Genomic DNA, 17,161 nt, shown 5'->3' with positions numbered 1-17,161 from the left:
TTACTCGCCGTAGGAGGAATTATGGAATATCCAGTTCATATTTTAATTGTGGATGACCGGCCGGATGAGTTTCTGTCCATTCAGGCGCTTCTGGCTGGATCATCTTATCAGTTAATATACGCAAGCTCCGGTATGGAGGCTCTGAAATGCCTGCTGGAGAATGAATTTGCGCTGATTATTATGGATGTGATTATGCCGGATATGAATGGCTTTGAAACAGCAAAGCGAATTAAGATGCGCCAGAAATCTAGAGATATTCCGATCATTTTCCTGACCTCTCTCACCTCCGAGCTGGAGAACCACATGATGGCCTATTCGGCGGGAGCGATTGACTACCTGACCAAACCATATCACCCGCTTATCTTCAAGAGTAAAATTGACGGGTTTGTCCGCCTTTATGAGTCGAATAAGGAGCTGCAGATCAAATCGCAGGAGCTGGAGGCGGCAAATCAGATTCTGACCGAGCTGAAGGAAACCGCCGAGATAGCTCTGAGCATCAAAAGCGGCTTCCTGGCCATGATGAGCCATGAAATCCGCACACCGCTTAACGGCATCATTGCGATGTCGGATATGCTGAGAACCTCGGATCTGACCAAGGATGATCTGGAGATGGCTGAGATTATACATACCAGTGGACATGCCCTGGTGTCTGTCATCAACCACATTCTTGATTTCACCAAAATCGAATCCGGTAAAATGGAGCTGGATTACGAGCTGTTCAACCTGCACTCCTGCGTTAAGGAAACCTTAGACCTGTTCAGGGCGCTGGCCATGGAACGGCATCTGACTTTGGAATCGTATATCGATTCTGACGTACCGGCACTGCTTGTAGGTGATCCCAACCGTCTGCGCCAGGTCTTGAACAACCTGATCGGCAATGCCATCAAGTTCACTACTGATGGAGGGGTGAAGATTTATGTACACCTCAAGAACTCCAGCGGTAACATGCTTACGCTGGAGTTCATCGTCGAGGACACAGGAATCGGCATCCCTAACAATAAAATGAGCTATTTATTTCAGCCCTTCACTCAAATAGGCGCCACTATTAACCGTAAATTCGGAGGAACCGGACTTGGCCTGTCCATCTGCAAAATGCTGGTAGACCTGATGGGCGGCGAAATCTACGCCAAACCTGATGTCCAGCAAGGCGCCGTGTTTGTCTTTACAGTTCAGGTCAGCGAGGGACAACCAGACTGAAGCCTCATCCCAGAGATAACTTCCTGTATTCAGTAACAGCAAAAACCGCAAGCTTCCTGCAATAGGGCTTGCGGTTTTTGCTGTTACAGTGCTGAAAAGCTGAAGCCTTACTCCGGGAGACCGCCGGCCGGGGCCGGATGTGCAGCGATGTATTCCAAGGCGTTATAGATCATAGCTGCCGCTTCGGCACGGGTGATATCAGCAGAAGGGTGAAATTTCCCGGCACTATCCAGACTGGCAATCTTCAGTGCCAGCGCTCGTTGAATGGATCCATCATAGCCATTAGTGAACTCCGCTTGATCTGCAATGTCTATCGGCATGATTTTGATCATTGGAAGATTACTGTGCTTCTCAATTGTCAGAATGAGCTGATGGGTGAACTCCTCACGGGTCCAGTTCTTCGCAGGATCGAAATCAGGAGATAAACCAATATCATTGTTAGCCGCAATAATCAGGGCATTTGCATACCAGGCATCGTTCTGGGCATTAGCAAAATAGTCGGTAGCCTGAGGCGCCTTGATGAACCGGAGCAGGTCAATATTCAGATCAAAAGCATTGACGAACAACTGTATTCCCTGGGCCGCTGTCATCGTAGCATTCGGCATGAATTGAGTATCGCTCACGCCGTGGATAATACCGCGCTGCTGTAATTCGGTAATTTTATCCTTGACCGTTGTGCTGGACAGATCCTGGAACGTCGCGGCTGCGGCGAAGCCCTGTCCGGCACAAGTCAAAGTCAGAACGACAGCTGCCGATAAGGTAATTTGCTTCAAAATATTTTTCTTCATACCGGTCACCTCTTAGTAGGATTTGCAAGCTTGGGATTGGCTTCTTCTTCCTTCCAGACGGATCACCCGCTAAAAGGTTGCAGCATTGCAAGAAGGGAATTTACGCATTGCCTACAATAGAGATCAATACCGGCAGCACGAGGAAGGAGGCCAGGGTCGTCCACAGAATGCAGCGTGACACCAGCCCAGGCGAGCTGCCGAAGCGTTCGGCCAGTACAACCGAGTTGACCGCGACCGGCATAGAAGCAAGAATGAGCAGCACAGCGAACAGCGTTCCCGAAATGTTCAGCAGGAACAGCAGCAGTGCAGCGGTCAGCGGAGCCAGCAGCAGACGGACCGACATGCCTGTCCAGAATGCCAGCTGCACATTGCGTGCAACCTGCCCAGCCTGTACCCTGACCATCTGGGCACCCAGTATAGCCAGCACTACCGGGGAATACGCTCCGGCTACCATCGATACCCCCGAAGCTATCTCATGCGGCATATGTAGGCCGAGTGCCCGCAGCAGCAGAGCCAGAATCGCTGCGTAGATAGACGGCAAGGAGAATACCGAGCGGACGGCACTGCCGATAGAAAACTGTGACCTTGCTGCAAAATATACCCCGATCGTATTCACAATCACCATCTGGGCGATGACATAGACCGAAGCCTTGTCGAGCCCCAGCTGGCCAAAGGCCAGCAGTACTAGCGGCAGACCGTAATTGACACTGTTGGTGAAGGTAGAAATCAGGGTCAGACCGGCTGCCTCCGGCGGGGCCAGCTTGAGCACTCTGCCAATCAGGTTGGCCAGCGCCCACAGCACCAGCAGATTCAGCAACGAGAAGGCCAGTGTTTTGTATACATCATCGAACGAAATCTTGGCGGTAGCGAGCGTATCCAGAATGATCGCCGGACTCAGGAAATACAGATACAGCATTAACAGCGGCTTGGTATCCAGGTTCTTGAAACGTCCCAGCAGCGCACCTGATATCACTGGAATGGACAACGGGACAATCACCTCGACCAGAGTGGACAACACCTGTTGAATCAATAGCGAGGACTCCTCTGCTTAAATAGTTATTCCTACTATAACCCCCCGGGCAGACACCGTCTAAGATATGGAAGCAATATGCTTAATAGTAAAAGCCTATGAATGGCTTAACTTCCCAAAAGATAGTACTGTGGTATGATTATCACAAATCGAGATGATCTCAGGAGGTTGATGAAAATGGACTTTTCCGATCCGGTCATACTGACCAGAGGAACCCCTGGCGAGCCCTGCCCTATCGCTAAAACATTGGATCTCATTGGAACCAAATGGACATTCCTGATTATCCGTGATCTGCTGATTGGCGGAACCCTGCGCTTCAGTGATCTGCTGCGCTCCCTGGAAGGCATCAGTCCGAAGACCCTCGCGCTGAGGCTGCGTGAGCTGGAGAAACATGGCATTCTTATGCGCACCGTATATCCCGAGGTGCCCCCTCGCGTTGAATATACCCTGACGAAGAAGGGTGAACAGCTGGAAGGCATTTTTATTGAGCTGAAAAGATACGGTCTTGCGCTCTAAAAAACTTATTCCCCGAAAAAGTTTATCCCCGTCGGTTCAGCATCTGCACAATACTATATTTTCGGTAACTGTATGTACAGAATGTAACTACTTCCGTAAAGGAAGTATAAGGAATATACTCTCCTCACAAGACCATCACTTTTGAGGAGGCTACGAAATGTTAGAAGGACAGAAAATAGTTATTATCGGCGGCAGCTCAGGAATCGGCCTGGCAACGGCACAGCTTGCCGCAGTAGATGGCGCGGAGGTGGTTCTGGCCAGCCGCTCTGAAGGGAAGCTGGAGCAGGCCAAAGCGGTACTTGGACCTGGCGCAAACGTAGTTACTTATACGCTGGATGTTACGGACGAGGATCAGGTACGGTCCTTATTCGCAGAGCTGGGAGCCTTTGACCATCTGGTGGTCACCGCAGCAGAAACTAAAGGAGGCCCGTTCCTCACTACGCCTACCAGTGCTTCACGCCAACTGATGGACAATAAATTCTGGGGTCAATACTATGCTGCCAAATACGCTGCGCCGAACCTGAACCCCCGCGGCTCCATCACCCTGTTCTCCGGCGTCGTGGCTTTCAAGGCCATGGCCGGCTCCTCCGTTCTGGGGGCGGTGAATGCAGCCGTAGCCAATCTGGGGCAGACCCTTGCACTGGAGCTGGCTCCGCTGCGGGTGAATACCGTCTCGCCTGGCATCATCGATACCCCTTCCCGCGCAGGTATGACGGAAGAGACACGCAGTGCTTTTTATAAGAGTACCGCAGCCAAGCTGCCCGTACAGCGCGTAGGCACAGCGCTGGACGTTGCCGAAGGTGTGCTCTATCTGATTCGTAACGGTTTCGTTACGGGTACGGTGCTTCATGTGGAAGGCGGCCACACTCTAATCTAAGCCGGACTAACCTGTAAAATAAAGAAAATCCCTGCCCCTATTCATATGGGGCAGGGATTTAATGTGCAGAAGCCGCAGCTTACAGCATTTTGATCTCAAGCAGTTCGTATTTGATAATACCCATGGGTGCGTTCACGCTGATGACGTCGCCTACCTTTTTGCCGATCAGTTCTTTGCCGAGTGGGCTCTCGTATGAAATCTTGTTGTTCAGTACATCGGCTTCAGCCGGACCAACCACTCTATATTCGATCTTTTCGGAGTATTCCACATCATTCAGTATGACGATGCAACCGACGCTGACCTTACTCAGATCCATGCTGCTCTCATCCACAATCTGCGCTTTGATCAGCATTTTCTCCAGAATCATGATGCGGGTCTCCATGAAGGATTGATCTTCTTTGGCAGAGTGGTACTCACTGTTCTCCTTGAGATCCCCATAGCTTATGGCCAGCTTAAGCCGTGCCGCGAGCTCCTTGCGCCCTGCTCCCTTGAGTTCCTTGAGCTCTTCCTCCAGCTGGGCCAGGCCCTCTTTGGTCAAAAACACTTCTTCATTCGACATATATACAACTCCTATTTTTACTCGCTTTATTGTATTCTACCCCATAATCGGCCAACATGCGAAAAGAAAGCACCTCCGGAGTAAAATGATGCATATCTCTTATAGTGAAATTAACCAAAAATGGTTTACAATAATGATATTAAATCCCATACACAGTCAGGAGTACAAGAAGTCCATGCTCATGCATTCCGCAAAATTCGAAATATGGACCCAATACCTATGTGGATTGGCACTTCGCGACCGGGTTCAGTAATATTACCAATACATACTCCACCAAGGACAAGCAGCTCAAGCTGCGCGGGCTAAATGCCACCTATCAAAAAAATGGCCAGGTCATTATCAATGGCCTGCTGATTTACGATGTGAATCCTTCCGATCCCAAATCTGTGGAGTCGGCAGTACAGAAAGGCAAAGCTGAAGCCCCGTTTATTCTGAGCTTCCTGCGCAAAAATATCCCCGGGTTCACCAACGCCCAACTGAACGGGTTCCCGGAGTACCTCTATATCCGTGACTATAACCGCTATGAGACCAAATACGTACTGGGCTACAATGACTTAATGTCCAGCAGGATGTTCTGGGACAATGTGAGCATTGGCGGGTACTCTATCGACCTGCAAGGAACCCGGGCGATTCCCACCGGAATCGGATTCGGCAAGCCGGACCGTTACGGGCTGCCGCTTCGTTCCTTTGAGCTGAAGTCCTACGACAATGTGCTTGTAACCGGGAAAAATGTCGGCGCCAGCATCAAAGCCTACGGCAGCGCAAGGATTATGCCTACCACTGCCTTGGCAGCTCAGACCATCGGTATCATTCTGGGGCGGGAACGCAATAAACGGCTGACCGACCTGACTGCAGCAGATTTCCAGAGAATCCGTGCATACATGAAAAAAGATTATCAGATCACCTTACAGTAGGCTGCTCTCCATTTATACAGATATATTAAACCGCCCCAGCAGGTCTGTTATGAACCTGCTGGGGCGGTTTGCTGATGGACAAGTAATCCACTTGAAGCGGAGACTGCCCTCCCGGTAATACTATCCAGCTTATGTCTCCTGCCATCGTAGCAAGCCGCGCTCTAGCTGTTCGCCTCCCGCTTGACAGTAGCTACCTTCAGCACAGCGGCCTGGGGTTTGGCTGTTCCGGTCCGGAGCAGGAAGGTTAAGGGGATAGCGAGAATCCCGATTACGGTTGCGATGAGGAATACATCCTGCACACCCAGCGTCATGCCCTGAGCCTTGATGAAGGCACCCGAAGCTGTGGCTCCGCCGCTGAGCTCCTTCAGATGGGTTAAGGCTCTCGAAGACAGAAGAGAGCTGAAGATTGCGATGGATAGCGCCCCCGTAGCTTGGCGTATCCAATTGTTAACGGAAGAAGCATGCCCGGTGATCTGCTTCGGCACGGAAGACATTCCGGCATTCGTAACCGGCATGAAAGCCAAGGCAATCCCAACATTGCGTACCGCCATCAGCCAGGCCAGCTGAACATGGGTAGTGACGAGTGTGATATGGCTAAGCTCCCAGGTTGACGCAACCAGCAGCAGGATACCGCCAAGAATCAGCCAGAACGGCCCGACCCTGCTGTAGAGCTTACCGACAACCGGGGACATGACAGCCATGGCAATGGAACCCGGCAGCAGCACTAGTGCTGTTGTGAGCGGCGTAGACTGCTGGATGTCCTGCAGAAAGACCGGAATGAGGAATGTCCCGGAATATAGGGCAACGGTAATGATGCAGTTGATGATCAGGCTGTAAGTGAACCGGTTCTGCTGAAATACCTTAAGGTTCAGGAGCGGTTCTGCCAAAGCGAGCTCCCGGCGAATGAAATAAGTCAATGCTATGGCTCCGATCATCAGCAGGGATAGTGTCTTCCATGAGGTCCAGCCCCAGGCATTCCCTTTGTTAAAGGCCATAATAATGAACGCACTGCTAAGAATAACCGTTACAAACCCCGGCAGATCAAAGGTCTTTCTCTCACCGGCGGTGCGCTGAAACGGCAAGCACTTGAGTGCAACCACAATCGCGATGATTCCGATCGGCACATTAATCATAAATAGCGATTCCCAGCCAAAATATCCGGTCAGCCATCCCCCGAGTGTCGGGCCAAAGGCGGGAGCCAGCATGGAGGACAAGCTCCATAGGCTCATGGCGAACGCCTGCTTTTCCTTTTCGATGAATTGATAGATCATGGTCATTGTAGTGGGAATAATCAGCCCGCCGAACACCCCCTGTAGAATACGGAAGGTTACGAGCGAGTGAATGCTCCAGGAGATCATGCACAGTCCGGAGAACAAGGTGAATCCCGATAATGCGAACACATAGAGATATTTGTAACTCCATTTATCGCCAAAATAACCGACCACCGGAGCGATTACACCCGTAGCGAGCAGATAGCCGGTAATCATCCACTGCACAGTCCCAATCTCCGCATGAAAGTCCTTCATGAATACCGGAAACGCCACGTTGATGGTGGTCGTACTCAGGATTGCTATGAAATTCCCGAAAAATATAGCTAAAATAATCAACCAAAAGGATGAATTACGAACAGTCTGAGTCTTCAATAGGTTCTCTCCTCCACGAAGCACAATACACTACAGCCTCGCTTACCCGGCATATAGGTGTATAATACAATTAAGTAGTTATGTGTGTATTATACAACTACATTTATGAAAGTCAATATGACTCATTTCAATTATTTTTCATAAAAGTCTACTCTTTTTGCTTGTGATCCGGTATGTTCACTATAATAATGGAGAAAAGTAATTCGTAAAGGAAGGAAGCTATCGTATGGATGATAAAAACCTGGAGTCCCTTAACCATGAGATGATGACACTCATCCGGCGTTCCTCTCTCGACAAGAAACACGGGGGGTTGGACCGCTCGACATATACACTGCTCGATCATTTGGCCAATCATAAGAAGGTAGGAGTAAAGGCACTGGCTGAGGTGCTTGGCCTCGACACCTCCACGATCAGCAGACAAACCAGCGTGCTTGAATCCAAAGGCTACGCCGTCCGGGTCCCGGATCCTCACGATGGAAGATCTAGTTATTTTGATATCACCCAGCTGGGCACACGTAAGCTCGAGGAAGCACGGAACATCCGGCTGAAGCGGTATGGGGAGATCTTTGAGGATTGGTCTCCTGAGGACTGCCAAACCTTCAGCGCACTACTGGCCCGATTGAACCAAAAATTAACGCAGCGCAGTCAGGAGGTTAAAGGATTGACGGAAGAGGATGAAGTTGGTAGAGAGAACTAATCATACAATTTAAGTCGGAATTATTGCACTAAAATATGGGATCGGTATTAATATACGGCAAATAGACCGTCCCCTCCAAAAGGGGTGCGGTCTGTTGGTTCGTTATCTATCGGCGGAGCTATCTGTCCGCTCTGTCTTAAGCTGGCAGATGTTCTTGGCAGAATAGGACCAGGCCTGCTTCCTCGTCCTCTTCCATATCAAAATCAAGAATCCGGCCGGTTGTAGTCTCCAGCAGATCGTAGCTGACGATGCTCAGCTGCTCTTCCTCCACCTTCACGATTACCCGTGCAGATAAGCCATTCTCTTCGTACAGTTCATCATCCTCCGGCACTTCCAGGTTAATCATGAATTCATATCGCTTGCCGCTCAAAATATTGAATGGATCTCTTACGTTCTCTACGGTGTAGCTGGTAAATGTCAACATTGTGCATTCCTCTTTTCTTCAGTCATCTGGCTATTGTATCATACAATCCATGGCAGAGGCTTCCTCAGTTACTACAACAGACCAAATTACCAAGAAAACGCTGAATTACTCGGGTGAATCCGGATTGTACGCTAGTATTATATCAAGTAGGCACATCCTTTTACTGGTATCCTCTTAAGCTTCGGGCAATGTTGCATCTTTTATACCTGAGGTTGGGTTTGCGGCAGCTGTTCCCGCAGAAGCTATTCGGTCCGAATATACGAATGTGGGAGGCCCTGGAACATCAAGGGCACTGGTTAATCCCAAAAAAAAGGTGCCCCGTGTAACGAACACCGGGCACTGCTCTTTTGCAGCGCCATGTTATTGGCGCTGCATTATCACCGCTGCGGGCGCTGAATTAACGGCATTCCTGCCGTTGATTCGTCCCATCTCCGCTTCCCGCAAGCCGCCCCGGTTTACCCGGCGGCCACGCCGCTCTCAGCAGCCGTGCCTTTGGCTTTCTTGATCTGCTTGCTGCGCAGCTGACCGCAGGCGGCGTCGATATCGACGCCGTGCTCCAGGCGGGTGCTTACGCTGACGCCCTGCTTCTTGAGCGTATCAAAGAAAGCCCGCACGGAATCACGCTCGCTCCGCTGGTATTGGCTATGCTCATCTACCGGATTGTACGGAATCAGGTTCACGTTAGCCATCTGGCGACGGTCTCCGATCAGCTCGGCCAGCTCCAGGGCATGCTCCTGCTGATCATTGATATCCTTGAGCAGAATGTACTCCAGCGTAATTCTCCGGTTCGTTTTCTCCAGATAGTAATCAATAGCGGGCATCAGTTTCTCTATAGGAATAGCGCGGTTGATCTTCATAATCCGAGTCCGCAGCTCATTATTCGGTGCATGTAAAGAAATCGCCAGGTTAACCTGCATGTTGGCATCAGCGAACTCTCTGATTTTGTCAGCAAGACCGCTGGTGGACACCGTAATGCCTTTGCCGGCAATCGCCAGTCCTTTGTGATCCTTAATAATAGTCAGGAAATTCAGCAGGTTCGTAAAATTATCAAACGGTTCGCCGATCCCCATTACCACTACATGGCTGACCTTTTGACCCAGACCCGTCCGGTCCAGGTGATGCTGCACCTTCATAATCTGCTCCACAATCTCTCCGCTCGACAGGTCGCGGCTCTTCGCGAGCAATCCGCTTGCGCAAAAGCTGCAGCCTATGTTACAGCCGACCTGCGTGGTGACGCAGACAGACAAGCCATACTTTTGCCGCATCAGCACCGTTTCGATCAGGTTGCCGTCCTTCAAGCGGAAGAGAAACTTGATTGTGCCGTCTGCCGACTCCTGCTTCACATGCTCGTCCATCGTTTGAAAGACAAAATGTTCAGACAGCAGCTGCACCGTCTCGCCGTTAACCTCGGTCATTTCCGCAAAATCAGTGACCCGCTGGCGGTACAGTGAGTCCCATATCCGGGATGCGCGGGATTTCTTATGACCATGCTCCACGAGCCATGACGACATTTGTTCTAAAGTTAATCCATAAATGGATGATTTATTCATTATTATTCCTCTTTTCAAAACACTATAGTTCAATTTATTTTACCTTGCAGGTATCCGTCTAACAACACACACATATTGTCTCAAATTTTTTTTATTAAAACAAGAAGATTCCCGCCCAATATAAAAGCGTACCCGCCATATCGGATACGCTTGGATGGGATCGCCTTATTATTTGAATATGGCGAACTTCAGATGTTTATTCTTAAGATATTCGATAATTGCAGGCAATGCTTGGACTGTAACTCTTTTTTCATGAAGGAGATAGATGCCCCCGGAGGGATCTGTATTATAAAAATACCGGATGATCTGCTCCGCGTTCTCTGCTTTCCAGTCTTCGGGGTCCCGGTTCCAGAGCAGTACCTTCAGCTTCTGTCTGCTGGCTTCTGCCGCCACTGAATCGTTGATAGCTCCATAAGGGGGACGGAAAACGGTTACGGGTCTCCCTGTATTCTGCTCAAGCACCTGGACAGAACGCAACAGGTTGTTATGGTTCTCGGCACTGCTGTTCTTCGTCAGCTCACTATGATCCCAAGAATGGCTGCCTACCGGCATCCCGTGCTCTTCCGTATACCGGACGGCCTCCGGGTGCTGCTGGGCATTCTGGCCAATGAACAGGAAATTCGCTGCAACCCCGTGCTCTGTAAGAATATCGACAATTTCCTTAGTGTATTGTGACGGACCATCATCAAAGGATAAAGCTACATACCCCTTAGCCAAGCTATATTCATATTGGCTTCCGTCCAGTTCCAGCTCATCAACCAGTGGGTTCTTCTGCACCTCTGGTTGAGCACTCTGTACCGGCTCAGGTTCTTGTTCTGTTACTGGTATAACTTTGGCCTCGGTACTCTGAAAGGCCGCTGTGTGAATAATAGGAACATAAGGTACAGGAACACTGCTATCCACTGGTGGTGTGAAGTCTTCATGCGCTTCTGCACTATTGAGCAGAGTGTCATCCATCCGCAGAAAGAATAATACGAACAGCAGGCTGAATAGAATGCACCGCAATACAATAGGCCGGACGAAATGGAAGTTGATGGCCCTGCGCATAGGTCGTTCTGTCTGTTCAGGCTCGGGTGCAGGAAGTATAGCTTGAACCGTCTTTTCTTCATTGGACGGCAAAGTTTGCTGCTTTAACTCAAGAAGCTGCGATACGTAAGCTTCAGAGCAGGCAAAATACAATGTCTCAGAGCAGGTTCTGTTCATCTTGGTGTAAGAGCTGAAATATGTGCGGCGAAAGGGGTCCCACTTTGGATATATCGACAGCCGTACTCTGTCTTCTTGACAGGAGTCCAGCATGTTCATGTGCAGGTATGTATATTCATCGATGAGGAGAACTTTTCGGGTGAATCTGCCGCTATGGGTTAGACCTACCTCCATCTGATAGCTGTCCTGCTTATGCTCAAGCGACAGTAACTCTATCATCAGTGCGACATTTTGTTCAGGAAACGGCATATTAGTTATGGATTCCCGTTATCCGCAGGATCTGCGGGAGGCGTGCTTCCGCCAAAAGGAGCCGTCATACGCGTGGTGAAATCGTTAATCATGCTGGAGAGGTAGGCTTTCTCCTGCCGGACTGTTTCGTATTTTTGTTTCATATGAGTGTTCTCTGTTTCCAGACGCCCGATTTTTTCCTCAAGCTCGTTCATTTTCTTAAGCTTTTCCGAAATGGCATCATTATGCTTTTGTACGAGATTAGTATACTTTTGCCGCTCCAGATCAATGGTGCTCTTAAGCTCGTCCATCTCTGAAGAGAGGGTAGTATGCAATTCACGGTGGTCTTCCATAACCTGATCCACCTTCAGATTACGCTCCACCAGCTTATGCTCGAGTTCCAGGATGCTTTTCTCCCGATCCTCAATTACTTTGTTCAGATTCTTCAGGTCCTTGGTCAGACGCTCCACATGCCCGCTGGTATGGATCAACCGGTCCTGTAGCTCATGATTGGTTGTATCCGCATGCGTTCTAGCCTGAATCATTTGTTCTACTGCAAATATCAAATCGAGTGACTTCTTGTCCAGCTGCGCTTTGCCTGTGGAAATGAGGCTGGACAGGCTTTCACCCGTTTCGTAAGTTTCCTTTTCCTCAGGAGGGTTTTCCTCCGGTTGAACCTTTTGAACCACAGCGGGCTTCAACTGCTTGTCCGCCATGTCTTTTTTCTTAAAAAAAGGAGTTGCCATCTATGCTATCACCTCATTAATATCTGTCAAAAAATGTCGAGCCCATACGAATTTATTATAGTTGATTTAGCTTTCATGTTAGTGAGCCTTAGTACCTAAGTTTCGTAAATGTATCCAAAGGCCTAATTTCCCTTAAACGGAAGTTGCAAACTCAAATATAGGTATAATTACCTATTCAATAACGGGTGTTTTACGCATATTTTATGCACTTCACACTTCCAGAAATAGTTAGCTATGTATATACCGGCAACAAAAAAAGCGCAATCCCGGGGACCGCGCTTCAGCTATACCATTATTATTTGTATAGCACTTTCTCTACATTGTATTTGGCTCTAAGCTTGTTCACAATGTACGTTTCGTAAATCTCTCTGTCGACGGCCTCGTCAACGATGCAAACTTCAATCTTGGTCACTTCATCACGGTGGGGCTTCATCACCGAAACGTTATCTTCAAAATGCTTTTTGATCCGCGGTCTCAGCTTTCTGGCCTTACCTACGAACAGCAGCTCATCTTTGTCGTTGTAGAACATGAAGATGCCTCCTTGTTCACGGGTAATCAGGTGGAAATCTGTAAATCCGTAAATATGACTCAGTTCAGGATTCTCCTGTTTTGTAATGGTAACATCGGGCGTTGGAATCGTAATGTTGATCATTGTGGCTCACTTCCCTCTTGGATATAGACATAAATAGTAACATAGTTCCAGAACCCTGACTATACAGAAGTAGCGCTTAGATAGCCTTGGTCTGACGGCGCTGAATCGCTTGAATCGTCTCTCTGATCCCCTGCTCAAATGAAGTCGCCGGAATCGGGCCAACCAAACGCTCATACTTCTGTCCGCTTAAACGCAGCGGTTCCTTCGTCAGATATAGCATCTCAACAATCTCTTTCATGACTGGTACAAACAGACCTATCAGCGTTAACCCGAAAGCCCCCACAGGGATAACCGGCTTCGACTTACCGCTCGCTGTCCGGGCGATGCGGACAATTTCCCTGCCTGATATACTGCCTGCTCCAGGAATGTTCCAGTTCTGCCCATAGGCCTCCTCCCGTAGGGCTAACTCGACGATCATCACTGCTGCATCGGGCAGATACACATATTCACGCGGCACAGTCATATTCCCGACGAACATTCCCGCTTTGCCGGCAGCAATCGCCTCAAGCGTTGAACCCAGATATGAGGCTTCATTGGCAGTAGGACCGTAATAATCAGGCAGCCGTACAATCATGCCCTTGGCATGGCTCCAGCGCGGGCTGAAGAACATCTGCTCGAACGCAAGCTTTGTTTTGCCTTTTCTGGTATGCGGATTCTTGGGGAATTCCTCCGTGATTGGCTGTTCATCCTGTCTGCGGCCATAAGGATAGATTCCGTCCACAGCAACGACCCGGGCACCGAGTCTGTCCGCTGCCTCCATTACAGCCTCGCCCATTGGCAGCAGCTTAGTGTTCATCTCATTATAGGGTACTGATGCCGCATGAATAATAATGTCCGCTCCCTGCGCAGCATTGAATACATCGTCCGGTTTGAACACATCTCCTGTTCTCAGGCTAAGCCCAGCCGGATTGCCCAATTGAGCCGCGAGTTGCGCAAGCTTTGGCATGGAACGCCCGAAGGCAACCGTATTGATCCCTCTCTTGAGCAGCTCTGCAATAATTACTGTTCCAGTTCCTCCTGTTGCACCCAATACGACAGCCTTCGTTGTTTTGTTCATCATTAGTTATTCCTCCAATTTTTTTAGTTATGTTGTTATTGATCAATCACTACTTATTAGCCGTGAACTGGCTAAGAGCAGAGCCCTTAGGTCCATAAGCTAGTTCATTCCCGTCCGGCTACTCCAGATGCTTCGGCTTCAGATCAGGCATCTCCAGCGCCATTGCAATATGGCAGAGCATACCATTTGCCATAAATGTGCTGACTTCCACCTCGGGATGAGCGATCCCCGCAGCAAGGAACTTGCTCTCCATCAGACTTGTCACCCTTTGCATTCCTGTCTGCATAGACCGCCGAATGGCTTCATCACGAATCCCGAGTGCCTGCACCTGCAGAATGATTTCACTCGGATGCGTCTCCATCATCTGCTCATACACCCGAATTGATTCCCGCAGCAGTTCTTCTCCGGATGCCTTTACGTCTGTAAATGTACGGATGGTCCGTTCAAATGCCCGGTCTAATGCCGCCACAAACAGCTCCTCCTTATTCTTAAACAACTTGAAAATGTACGGCTGGGAGATCCCTACCTTCTCTGCCACCTGTGCAGTAGTAGCCTTGAAGTAGCCATGCTCTGCGAATATAACCACAGCCGCCTCCAGGATTTGCTCCCTCCGGTTGACTGAGGTAGCTTCTTGCTTAGTCCGTGCGCCTCCCGATAGCTTTGTCATACTGGCCTCCTGTTGTTTTTCCCGTTATGTGTTCTGTAATGTTGTCGGTTTTGATAATCGGATGTTGGTTATTGGTCAATCACTATCTTAATTTGTAGTATATAAAGACTTTCCCCGAAAATCAAGCCTATATTTAGTTTTCTAGAAGCCTCTGTACAAAAAAACAGCTGCACGCCCTTTATGATTAGGGACGAACCAGCTGTTTTCATGAAATCCTTTGTTACTCCGCAGCTTGCAGCACTGCATTCCTTAATCCCGGCTCCACAGCTTGGATAGCAATCTGAGAATCTCCACATAGAGCCATACGAGCGTAACCATAAGGCCGAAGGCTCCGTACCATTCCATGTATTTGGGAGCTCCCTGCTGTGCGCCGTTCTCAATAAAATCAAAGTCCAGCACCAGATTGAGCGCAGCCACAATAACGATAATAACCGAAATACCGATTCCGATCAGGCTGTTGCTGTGCAAATAAGGAACCGTTACACCGAACATTCCCAGCACGAAGCTCAAGAGATATACGATGGCGATTCCGGCTGTGGCAGCAAATATGCCGAGCTTGAAATTCTCCGTTGCTCTGATGATTCTTGTCTTATACGCAAGCAGCAAAGCAACAAATATACTCAATGTCAGCAAGGCGGCCTGCAGAGTGATCCCATAATACAAGGCCTCGTAAGTCGCCGAAATAGCACCGAGAAACAATCCTTCAGCCAGCGCATAGACTGGCACCAGATAAGGTGCGGCAGCCGGTTTGAAGCTGATAATCAGTGCAAGCACGAACCCGATCAGTGCGCCACCGATGGCGTAAGGAACTACATTTTGGCCGTTGAAATACATCGACCAGGCGCTAAAAGCCCCTGCCAGCAGAATGGTCAGTGTGATAAAGGTTTTGTTGACCGTTCCGTTAATACTCATGCGCTCCTGCCCGGAGTACCGCTCTGCACGATCAAAGGTTTTTTCATTTAATGCGGGATTTCCGCTCCGACCGATCAATGGATCATCTCATTTCATCACTTATTTGTGTTTATAATAGCATATTCGTTGTGTGAACATATTCGTCTCGCCAGCCCCTTATTTCTGATGCTGATGAAACGGACAAGCCGACTCCGCTGCCGGATCAGCCTCAGGGTGTGGACTTATCTGTAAGTCTTCTCCCAGCCAATGGGCATATGCCGCCTTCTGATAGATCAGCCTCGGGCTAAGGTTCCGCTCCTTCAGGGTGTTATCGTTCCAAATCGGTGTTGAGGACGGCGACATAGGAGGGATCAGCCAGCCCCACTTGCCTGAAACCTGGCGGCCCTGTTGCTTCTCCTGCTCCTGAAAGCGGGCGAACTGATCGGCGGCGGTATGATGATCCACAATGCTGACTCCCGCCTGTTTGAAGGAATGCAGCACCGCGCGGTTCAATTCCAGCAGTGCCCGGTCTTTCCAGAGCGAGGTGTTGGTCGAGCGGTCCAGACCGAGCAGATCCGCTACAGCAGGGAGCCGGTTATAGCGGCTTGTATCACCAAAATTACGTGAACCAATCTCTGTCTCCATGTACCAGCCGTTGAAAGGAGCAGCGGTATAGGAAATTCCGCCGATTTCGAGCAGCATATCCGACACGATGGGTACTGAATACCAGCGCAAGCCAAGCTCCGGGAACCGTTCGATCTCGGGATGGGTCAGCCGGACCTCCTGCACCAGCTCCGGCGGTATGGTGAACCAGCGTGGTTCCTCTTCACCAATACTGACGACCAGCGGAAGGACATCGAAATCTCCGCCATTGCCCTGCCAGCCCAGCCTCCGGCAGACGGCAGTGAACACATCCGACGCCGGATCGCCGGTACGGGCGCATTCCCCTTGTCCAGGGTATCCGGCATAGCGGATCAGCTGATGATTCCAGATCCGGACCGCCTTCTCCGGATTCCCGCCGCTGCGGAATATCGTAATGAGGGGACGGATGCGGCCATTATTGTTGGCCTGTTTCACATGCTGCAGGAGTGCCGCCGCCACCTCCTCAGCAGTCTCCACCTGCCGGGCATCATTCACCTCAAGAGTGTGCCAGAACAGGCGTCCGATGCAGCGGCTGTTGTGGCGCCAGGCCATTTTTGCTCCATGGACAAGCTCTTCCTCTGTATGTGTGTAGGTACCGGATTGCGCCACTTCTTCGTGTATGGCCTGTATGCGTTCCGCAATAATCTGCTCTGGCTTTTCCAGCTCTGTATAGCACAGCCGGATGAAAGACTCTGCCTGTCCGGTCAGTTTCCCGTACGACTTCTCTTGTAATCGATTATCCATCCTGCCCACACACTCCCGCTTCTACTTCCGGCGGATTTCCCTTCGGAAAATTGAATGATTTCATCATAGTAACTCCTGGAGGAATATGCAAGAATGGCTGCAAGAGCTGATTCCAGACTGAAATGAAATACAGCGT

At 49.8% G+C, this 17,161-nt stretch carries 18 protein-coding genes; 5 read left to right on the top strand and 13 right to left on the bottom strand.

Features of this window, described 5'->3' with window-relative positions; genetic code table 11:
* Positions 1-21: 21 nt before the first annotated feature.
* On the top strand, positions 22-1,197 hold the full coding sequence (locus ACAN54_RS15380) for an ATP-binding response regulator (protein WP_379156605.1): 1,176 nt from the start codon (positions 22-24) through the stop codon (positions 1,195-1,197).
* A 107-nt stretch (positions 1,198-1,304) separates the two neighbouring features.
* Here ACAN54_RS15380 and ACAN54_RS15375 read toward each other — a convergent pair whose 3' ends face one another.
* Both ACAN54_RS15375 and ACAN54_RS15370 read right to left on the bottom strand, forming a co-directional pair.
* Positions 1,305-1,985, bottom strand: a complete 681-nt coding sequence (locus tag ACAN54_RS15375; RefSeq protein WP_379156602.1) for an S-layer homology domain-containing protein — start codon at positions 1,983-1,985, stop codon at positions 1,305-1,307.
* A gap of 100 nt (positions 1,986-2,085) precedes the next feature.
* The gene (locus ACAN54_RS15370) at positions 2,086-3,015 is read right to left on the bottom strand and encodes an AEC family transporter (protein WP_379156599.1); all 930 of its coding nucleotides are present in this window, start codon (positions 3,013-3,015) and stop codon (positions 2,086-2,088) included.
* Positions 3,016-3,192: 177 nt separating this feature from the next.
* Here ACAN54_RS15370 and ACAN54_RS15365 point away from each other — a divergent pair, with 177 nt between their 5' ends.
* On the top strand, positions 3,193-3,531 hold the full coding sequence (locus ACAN54_RS15365; protein WP_379156596.1) for a winged helix-turn-helix transcriptional regulator: 339 nt from the start codon (positions 3,193-3,195) through the stop codon (positions 3,529-3,531).
* 157 nt (positions 3,532-3,688) lie between these two features.
* Positions 3,689-4,408 (top strand): SDR family oxidoreductase, encoded by a 720-nt coding sequence (locus ACAN54_RS15360; protein WP_379156593.1) that lies wholly within the window; start codon positions 3,689-3,691, stop codon positions 4,406-4,408.
* 79 nt (positions 4,409-4,487) lie between these two features.
* Here the strand turns inward: ACAN54_RS15360 and greA are convergent, their stop codons facing one another.
* Positions 4,488-4,967: a transcription elongation factor GreA gene (greA, locus tag ACAN54_RS15355; RefSeq protein ID WP_379156590.1), complete on the bottom strand. Its 480-nt coding sequence runs from the start codon at positions 4,965-4,967 to the stop codon at positions 4,488-4,490.
* Between the two features lie 221 nt (positions 4,968-5,188).
* Here greA and ACAN54_RS15350 point away from each other — a divergent pair, with 221 nt between their 5' ends.
* A complete protein-coding gene (locus ACAN54_RS15350) occupies positions 5,189-5,881 on the top strand; it encodes an FAD-dependent oxidoreductase (RefSeq protein ID WP_379156587.1) in 693 nt (230 codons plus the stop codon).
* A gap of 161 nt (positions 5,882-6,042) precedes the next feature.
* Here the strand turns inward: ACAN54_RS15350 and ACAN54_RS15345 are convergent, their stop codons facing one another.
* Positions 6,043-7,524 (bottom strand): MDR family MFS transporter, encoded by a 1,482-nt coding sequence (locus ACAN54_RS15345; RefSeq protein WP_379156584.1) that lies wholly within the window; start codon positions 7,522-7,524, stop codon positions 6,043-6,045.
* A gap of 226 nt (positions 7,525-7,750) precedes the next feature.
* Between ACAN54_RS15345 and ACAN54_RS15340 the strand changes: the two genes are divergently transcribed.
* Entirely contained in the window at positions 7,751-8,221 is a 471-nt protein-coding gene (locus ACAN54_RS15340; RefSeq protein ID WP_379156581.1) for a MarR family winged helix-turn-helix transcriptional regulator, read from the top strand.
* A 136-nt stretch (positions 8,222-8,357) separates the two neighbouring features.
* Here ACAN54_RS15340 and ACAN54_RS15335 read toward each other — a convergent pair whose 3' ends face one another.
* The 9 genes from ACAN54_RS15335 to ACAN54_RS15295 form a co-directional block, all read right to left on the bottom strand.
* A complete protein-coding gene (locus ACAN54_RS15335; protein ID WP_379156578.1) occupies positions 8,358-8,645 on the bottom strand; it encodes a DUF6509 family protein in 288 nt (95 codons plus the stop codon).
* Between the two features lie 455 nt (positions 8,646-9,100).
* A complete protein-coding gene (gene rlmN / locus ACAN54_RS15330; protein ID WP_379156575.1) occupies positions 9,101-10,195 on the bottom strand; it encodes a dual-specificity RNA methyltransferase RlmN in 1,095 nt (364 codons plus the stop codon).
* Between the two features lie 168 nt (positions 10,196-10,363).
* Positions 10,364-11,617 carry a polysaccharide deacetylase family protein gene (locus tag ACAN54_RS15325; RefSeq protein ID WP_379156571.1) on the bottom strand — a complete coding sequence of 418 codons (1,254 nt, stop codon included), beginning with the start codon at positions 11,615-11,617 and terminating at the stop codon, positions 10,364-10,366.
* 35 nt (positions 11,618-11,652) lie between these two features.
* Entirely contained in the window at positions 11,653-12,372 is a 720-nt protein-coding gene (locus tag ACAN54_RS15320) for a hypothetical protein (protein WP_379156568.1), read from the bottom strand.
* A gap of 295 nt (positions 12,373-12,667) precedes the next feature.
* Positions 12,668-13,024 carry a nucleotide excision repair endonuclease gene (locus tag ACAN54_RS15315; protein WP_379156565.1) on the bottom strand — a complete coding sequence of 119 codons (357 nt, stop codon included), beginning with the start codon at positions 13,022-13,024 and terminating at the stop codon, positions 12,668-12,670.
* A 76-nt stretch (positions 13,025-13,100) separates the two neighbouring features.
* Positions 13,101-14,084, bottom strand: coding sequence for an NAD-dependent epimerase/dehydratase family protein (locus ACAN54_RS15310; RefSeq protein ID WP_379156561.1), 984 nt, complete (start codon positions 14,082-14,084; stop codon positions 13,101-13,103).
* Between the two features lie 115 nt (positions 14,085-14,199).
* Entirely contained in the window at positions 14,200-14,748 is a 549-nt protein-coding gene (locus ACAN54_RS15305) for a TetR/AcrR family transcriptional regulator (protein ID WP_379156558.1), read from the bottom strand.
* Between the two features lie 249 nt (positions 14,749-14,997).
* A complete protein-coding gene (locus ACAN54_RS15300; protein ID WP_379156555.1) occupies positions 14,998-15,738 on the bottom strand; it encodes a Bax inhibitor-1/YccA family protein in 741 nt (246 codons plus the stop codon).
* A gap of 78 nt (positions 15,739-15,816) precedes the next feature.
* Positions 15,817-17,025: a nitric oxide synthase oxygenase gene (locus tag ACAN54_RS15295; RefSeq protein ID WP_379156552.1), complete on the bottom strand. Its 1,209-nt coding sequence runs from the start codon at positions 17,023-17,025 to the stop codon at positions 15,817-15,819.
* Positions 17,026-17,161 lie beyond the last annotated feature (136 nt).

The sequence above is a fragment of the Paenibacillus diazotrophicus genome, assembly GCF_042610465.1.
The sequence above is the reverse complement of the archived record's forward strand: the minus strand, read 5'-3'. Positions and strand labels throughout refer to the sequence as shown.

Excerpts from the sequence above, each read along its gene's own strand:
- ACAN54_RS15380 (WP_379156605.1), top strand. The coding sequence starts at position 22 with ATGGAATATCCAGTTCATATTTTAATTGTGGATGACCGGCCGGATGAG.
- ACAN54_RS15375 (WP_379156602.1), bottom strand. The coding sequence starts at position 1,985 with ATGAAGAAAAATATTTTGAAGCAAATTACCTTATCGGCAGCTGTCGTT.
- ACAN54_RS15365 (WP_379156596.1), top strand. The coding sequence starts at position 3,193 with ATGGACTTTTCCGATCCGGTCATACTGACCAGAGGAACCCCTGGCGAG.
- ACAN54_RS15360 (WP_379156593.1), top strand. The coding sequence starts at position 3,689 with ATGTTAGAAGGACAGAAAATAGTTATTATCGGCGGCAGCTCAGGAATC.
- greA (WP_379156590.1), bottom strand. The coding sequence starts at position 4,967 with ATGTCGAATGAAGAAGTGTTTTTGACCAAAGAGGGCCTGGCCCAGCTG.
- ACAN54_RS15340 (WP_379156581.1), top strand. The coding sequence starts at position 7,751 with ATGGATGATAAAAACCTGGAGTCCCTTAACCATGAGATGATGACACTC.
- ACAN54_RS15335 (WP_379156578.1), bottom strand. The coding sequence starts at position 8,645 with ATGTTGACATTTACCAGCTACACCGTAGAGAACGTAAGAGATCCATTC.
- rlmN (WP_379156575.1), bottom strand. The coding sequence starts at position 10,195 with ATGAATAAATCATCCATTTATGGATTAACTTTAGAACAAATGTCGTCA.
- ACAN54_RS15325 (WP_379156571.1), bottom strand. The coding sequence starts at position 11,617 with ATGATAGAGTTACTGTCGCTTGAGCATAAGCAGGACAGCTATCAGATG.
- ACAN54_RS15320 (WP_379156568.1), bottom strand. The coding sequence starts at position 12,372 with ATGGCAACTCCTTTTTTTAAGAAAAAAGACATGGCGGACAAGCAGTTG.
- ACAN54_RS15315 (WP_379156565.1), bottom strand. The coding sequence starts at position 13,024 with ATGATCAACATTACGATTCCAACGCCCGATGTTACCATTACAAAACAG.
- ACAN54_RS15310 (WP_379156561.1), bottom strand. The coding sequence starts at position 14,084 with ATGATGAACAAAACAACGAAGGCTGTCGTATTGGGTGCAACAGGAGGA.
- ACAN54_RS15305 (WP_379156558.1), bottom strand. The coding sequence starts at position 14,748 with ATGACAAAGCTATCGGGAGGCGCACGGACTAAGCAAGAAGCTACCTCA.
- ACAN54_RS15295 (WP_379156552.1), bottom strand. The coding sequence starts at position 17,025 with ATGGATAATCGATTACAAGAGAAGTCGTACGGGAAACTGACCGGACAG.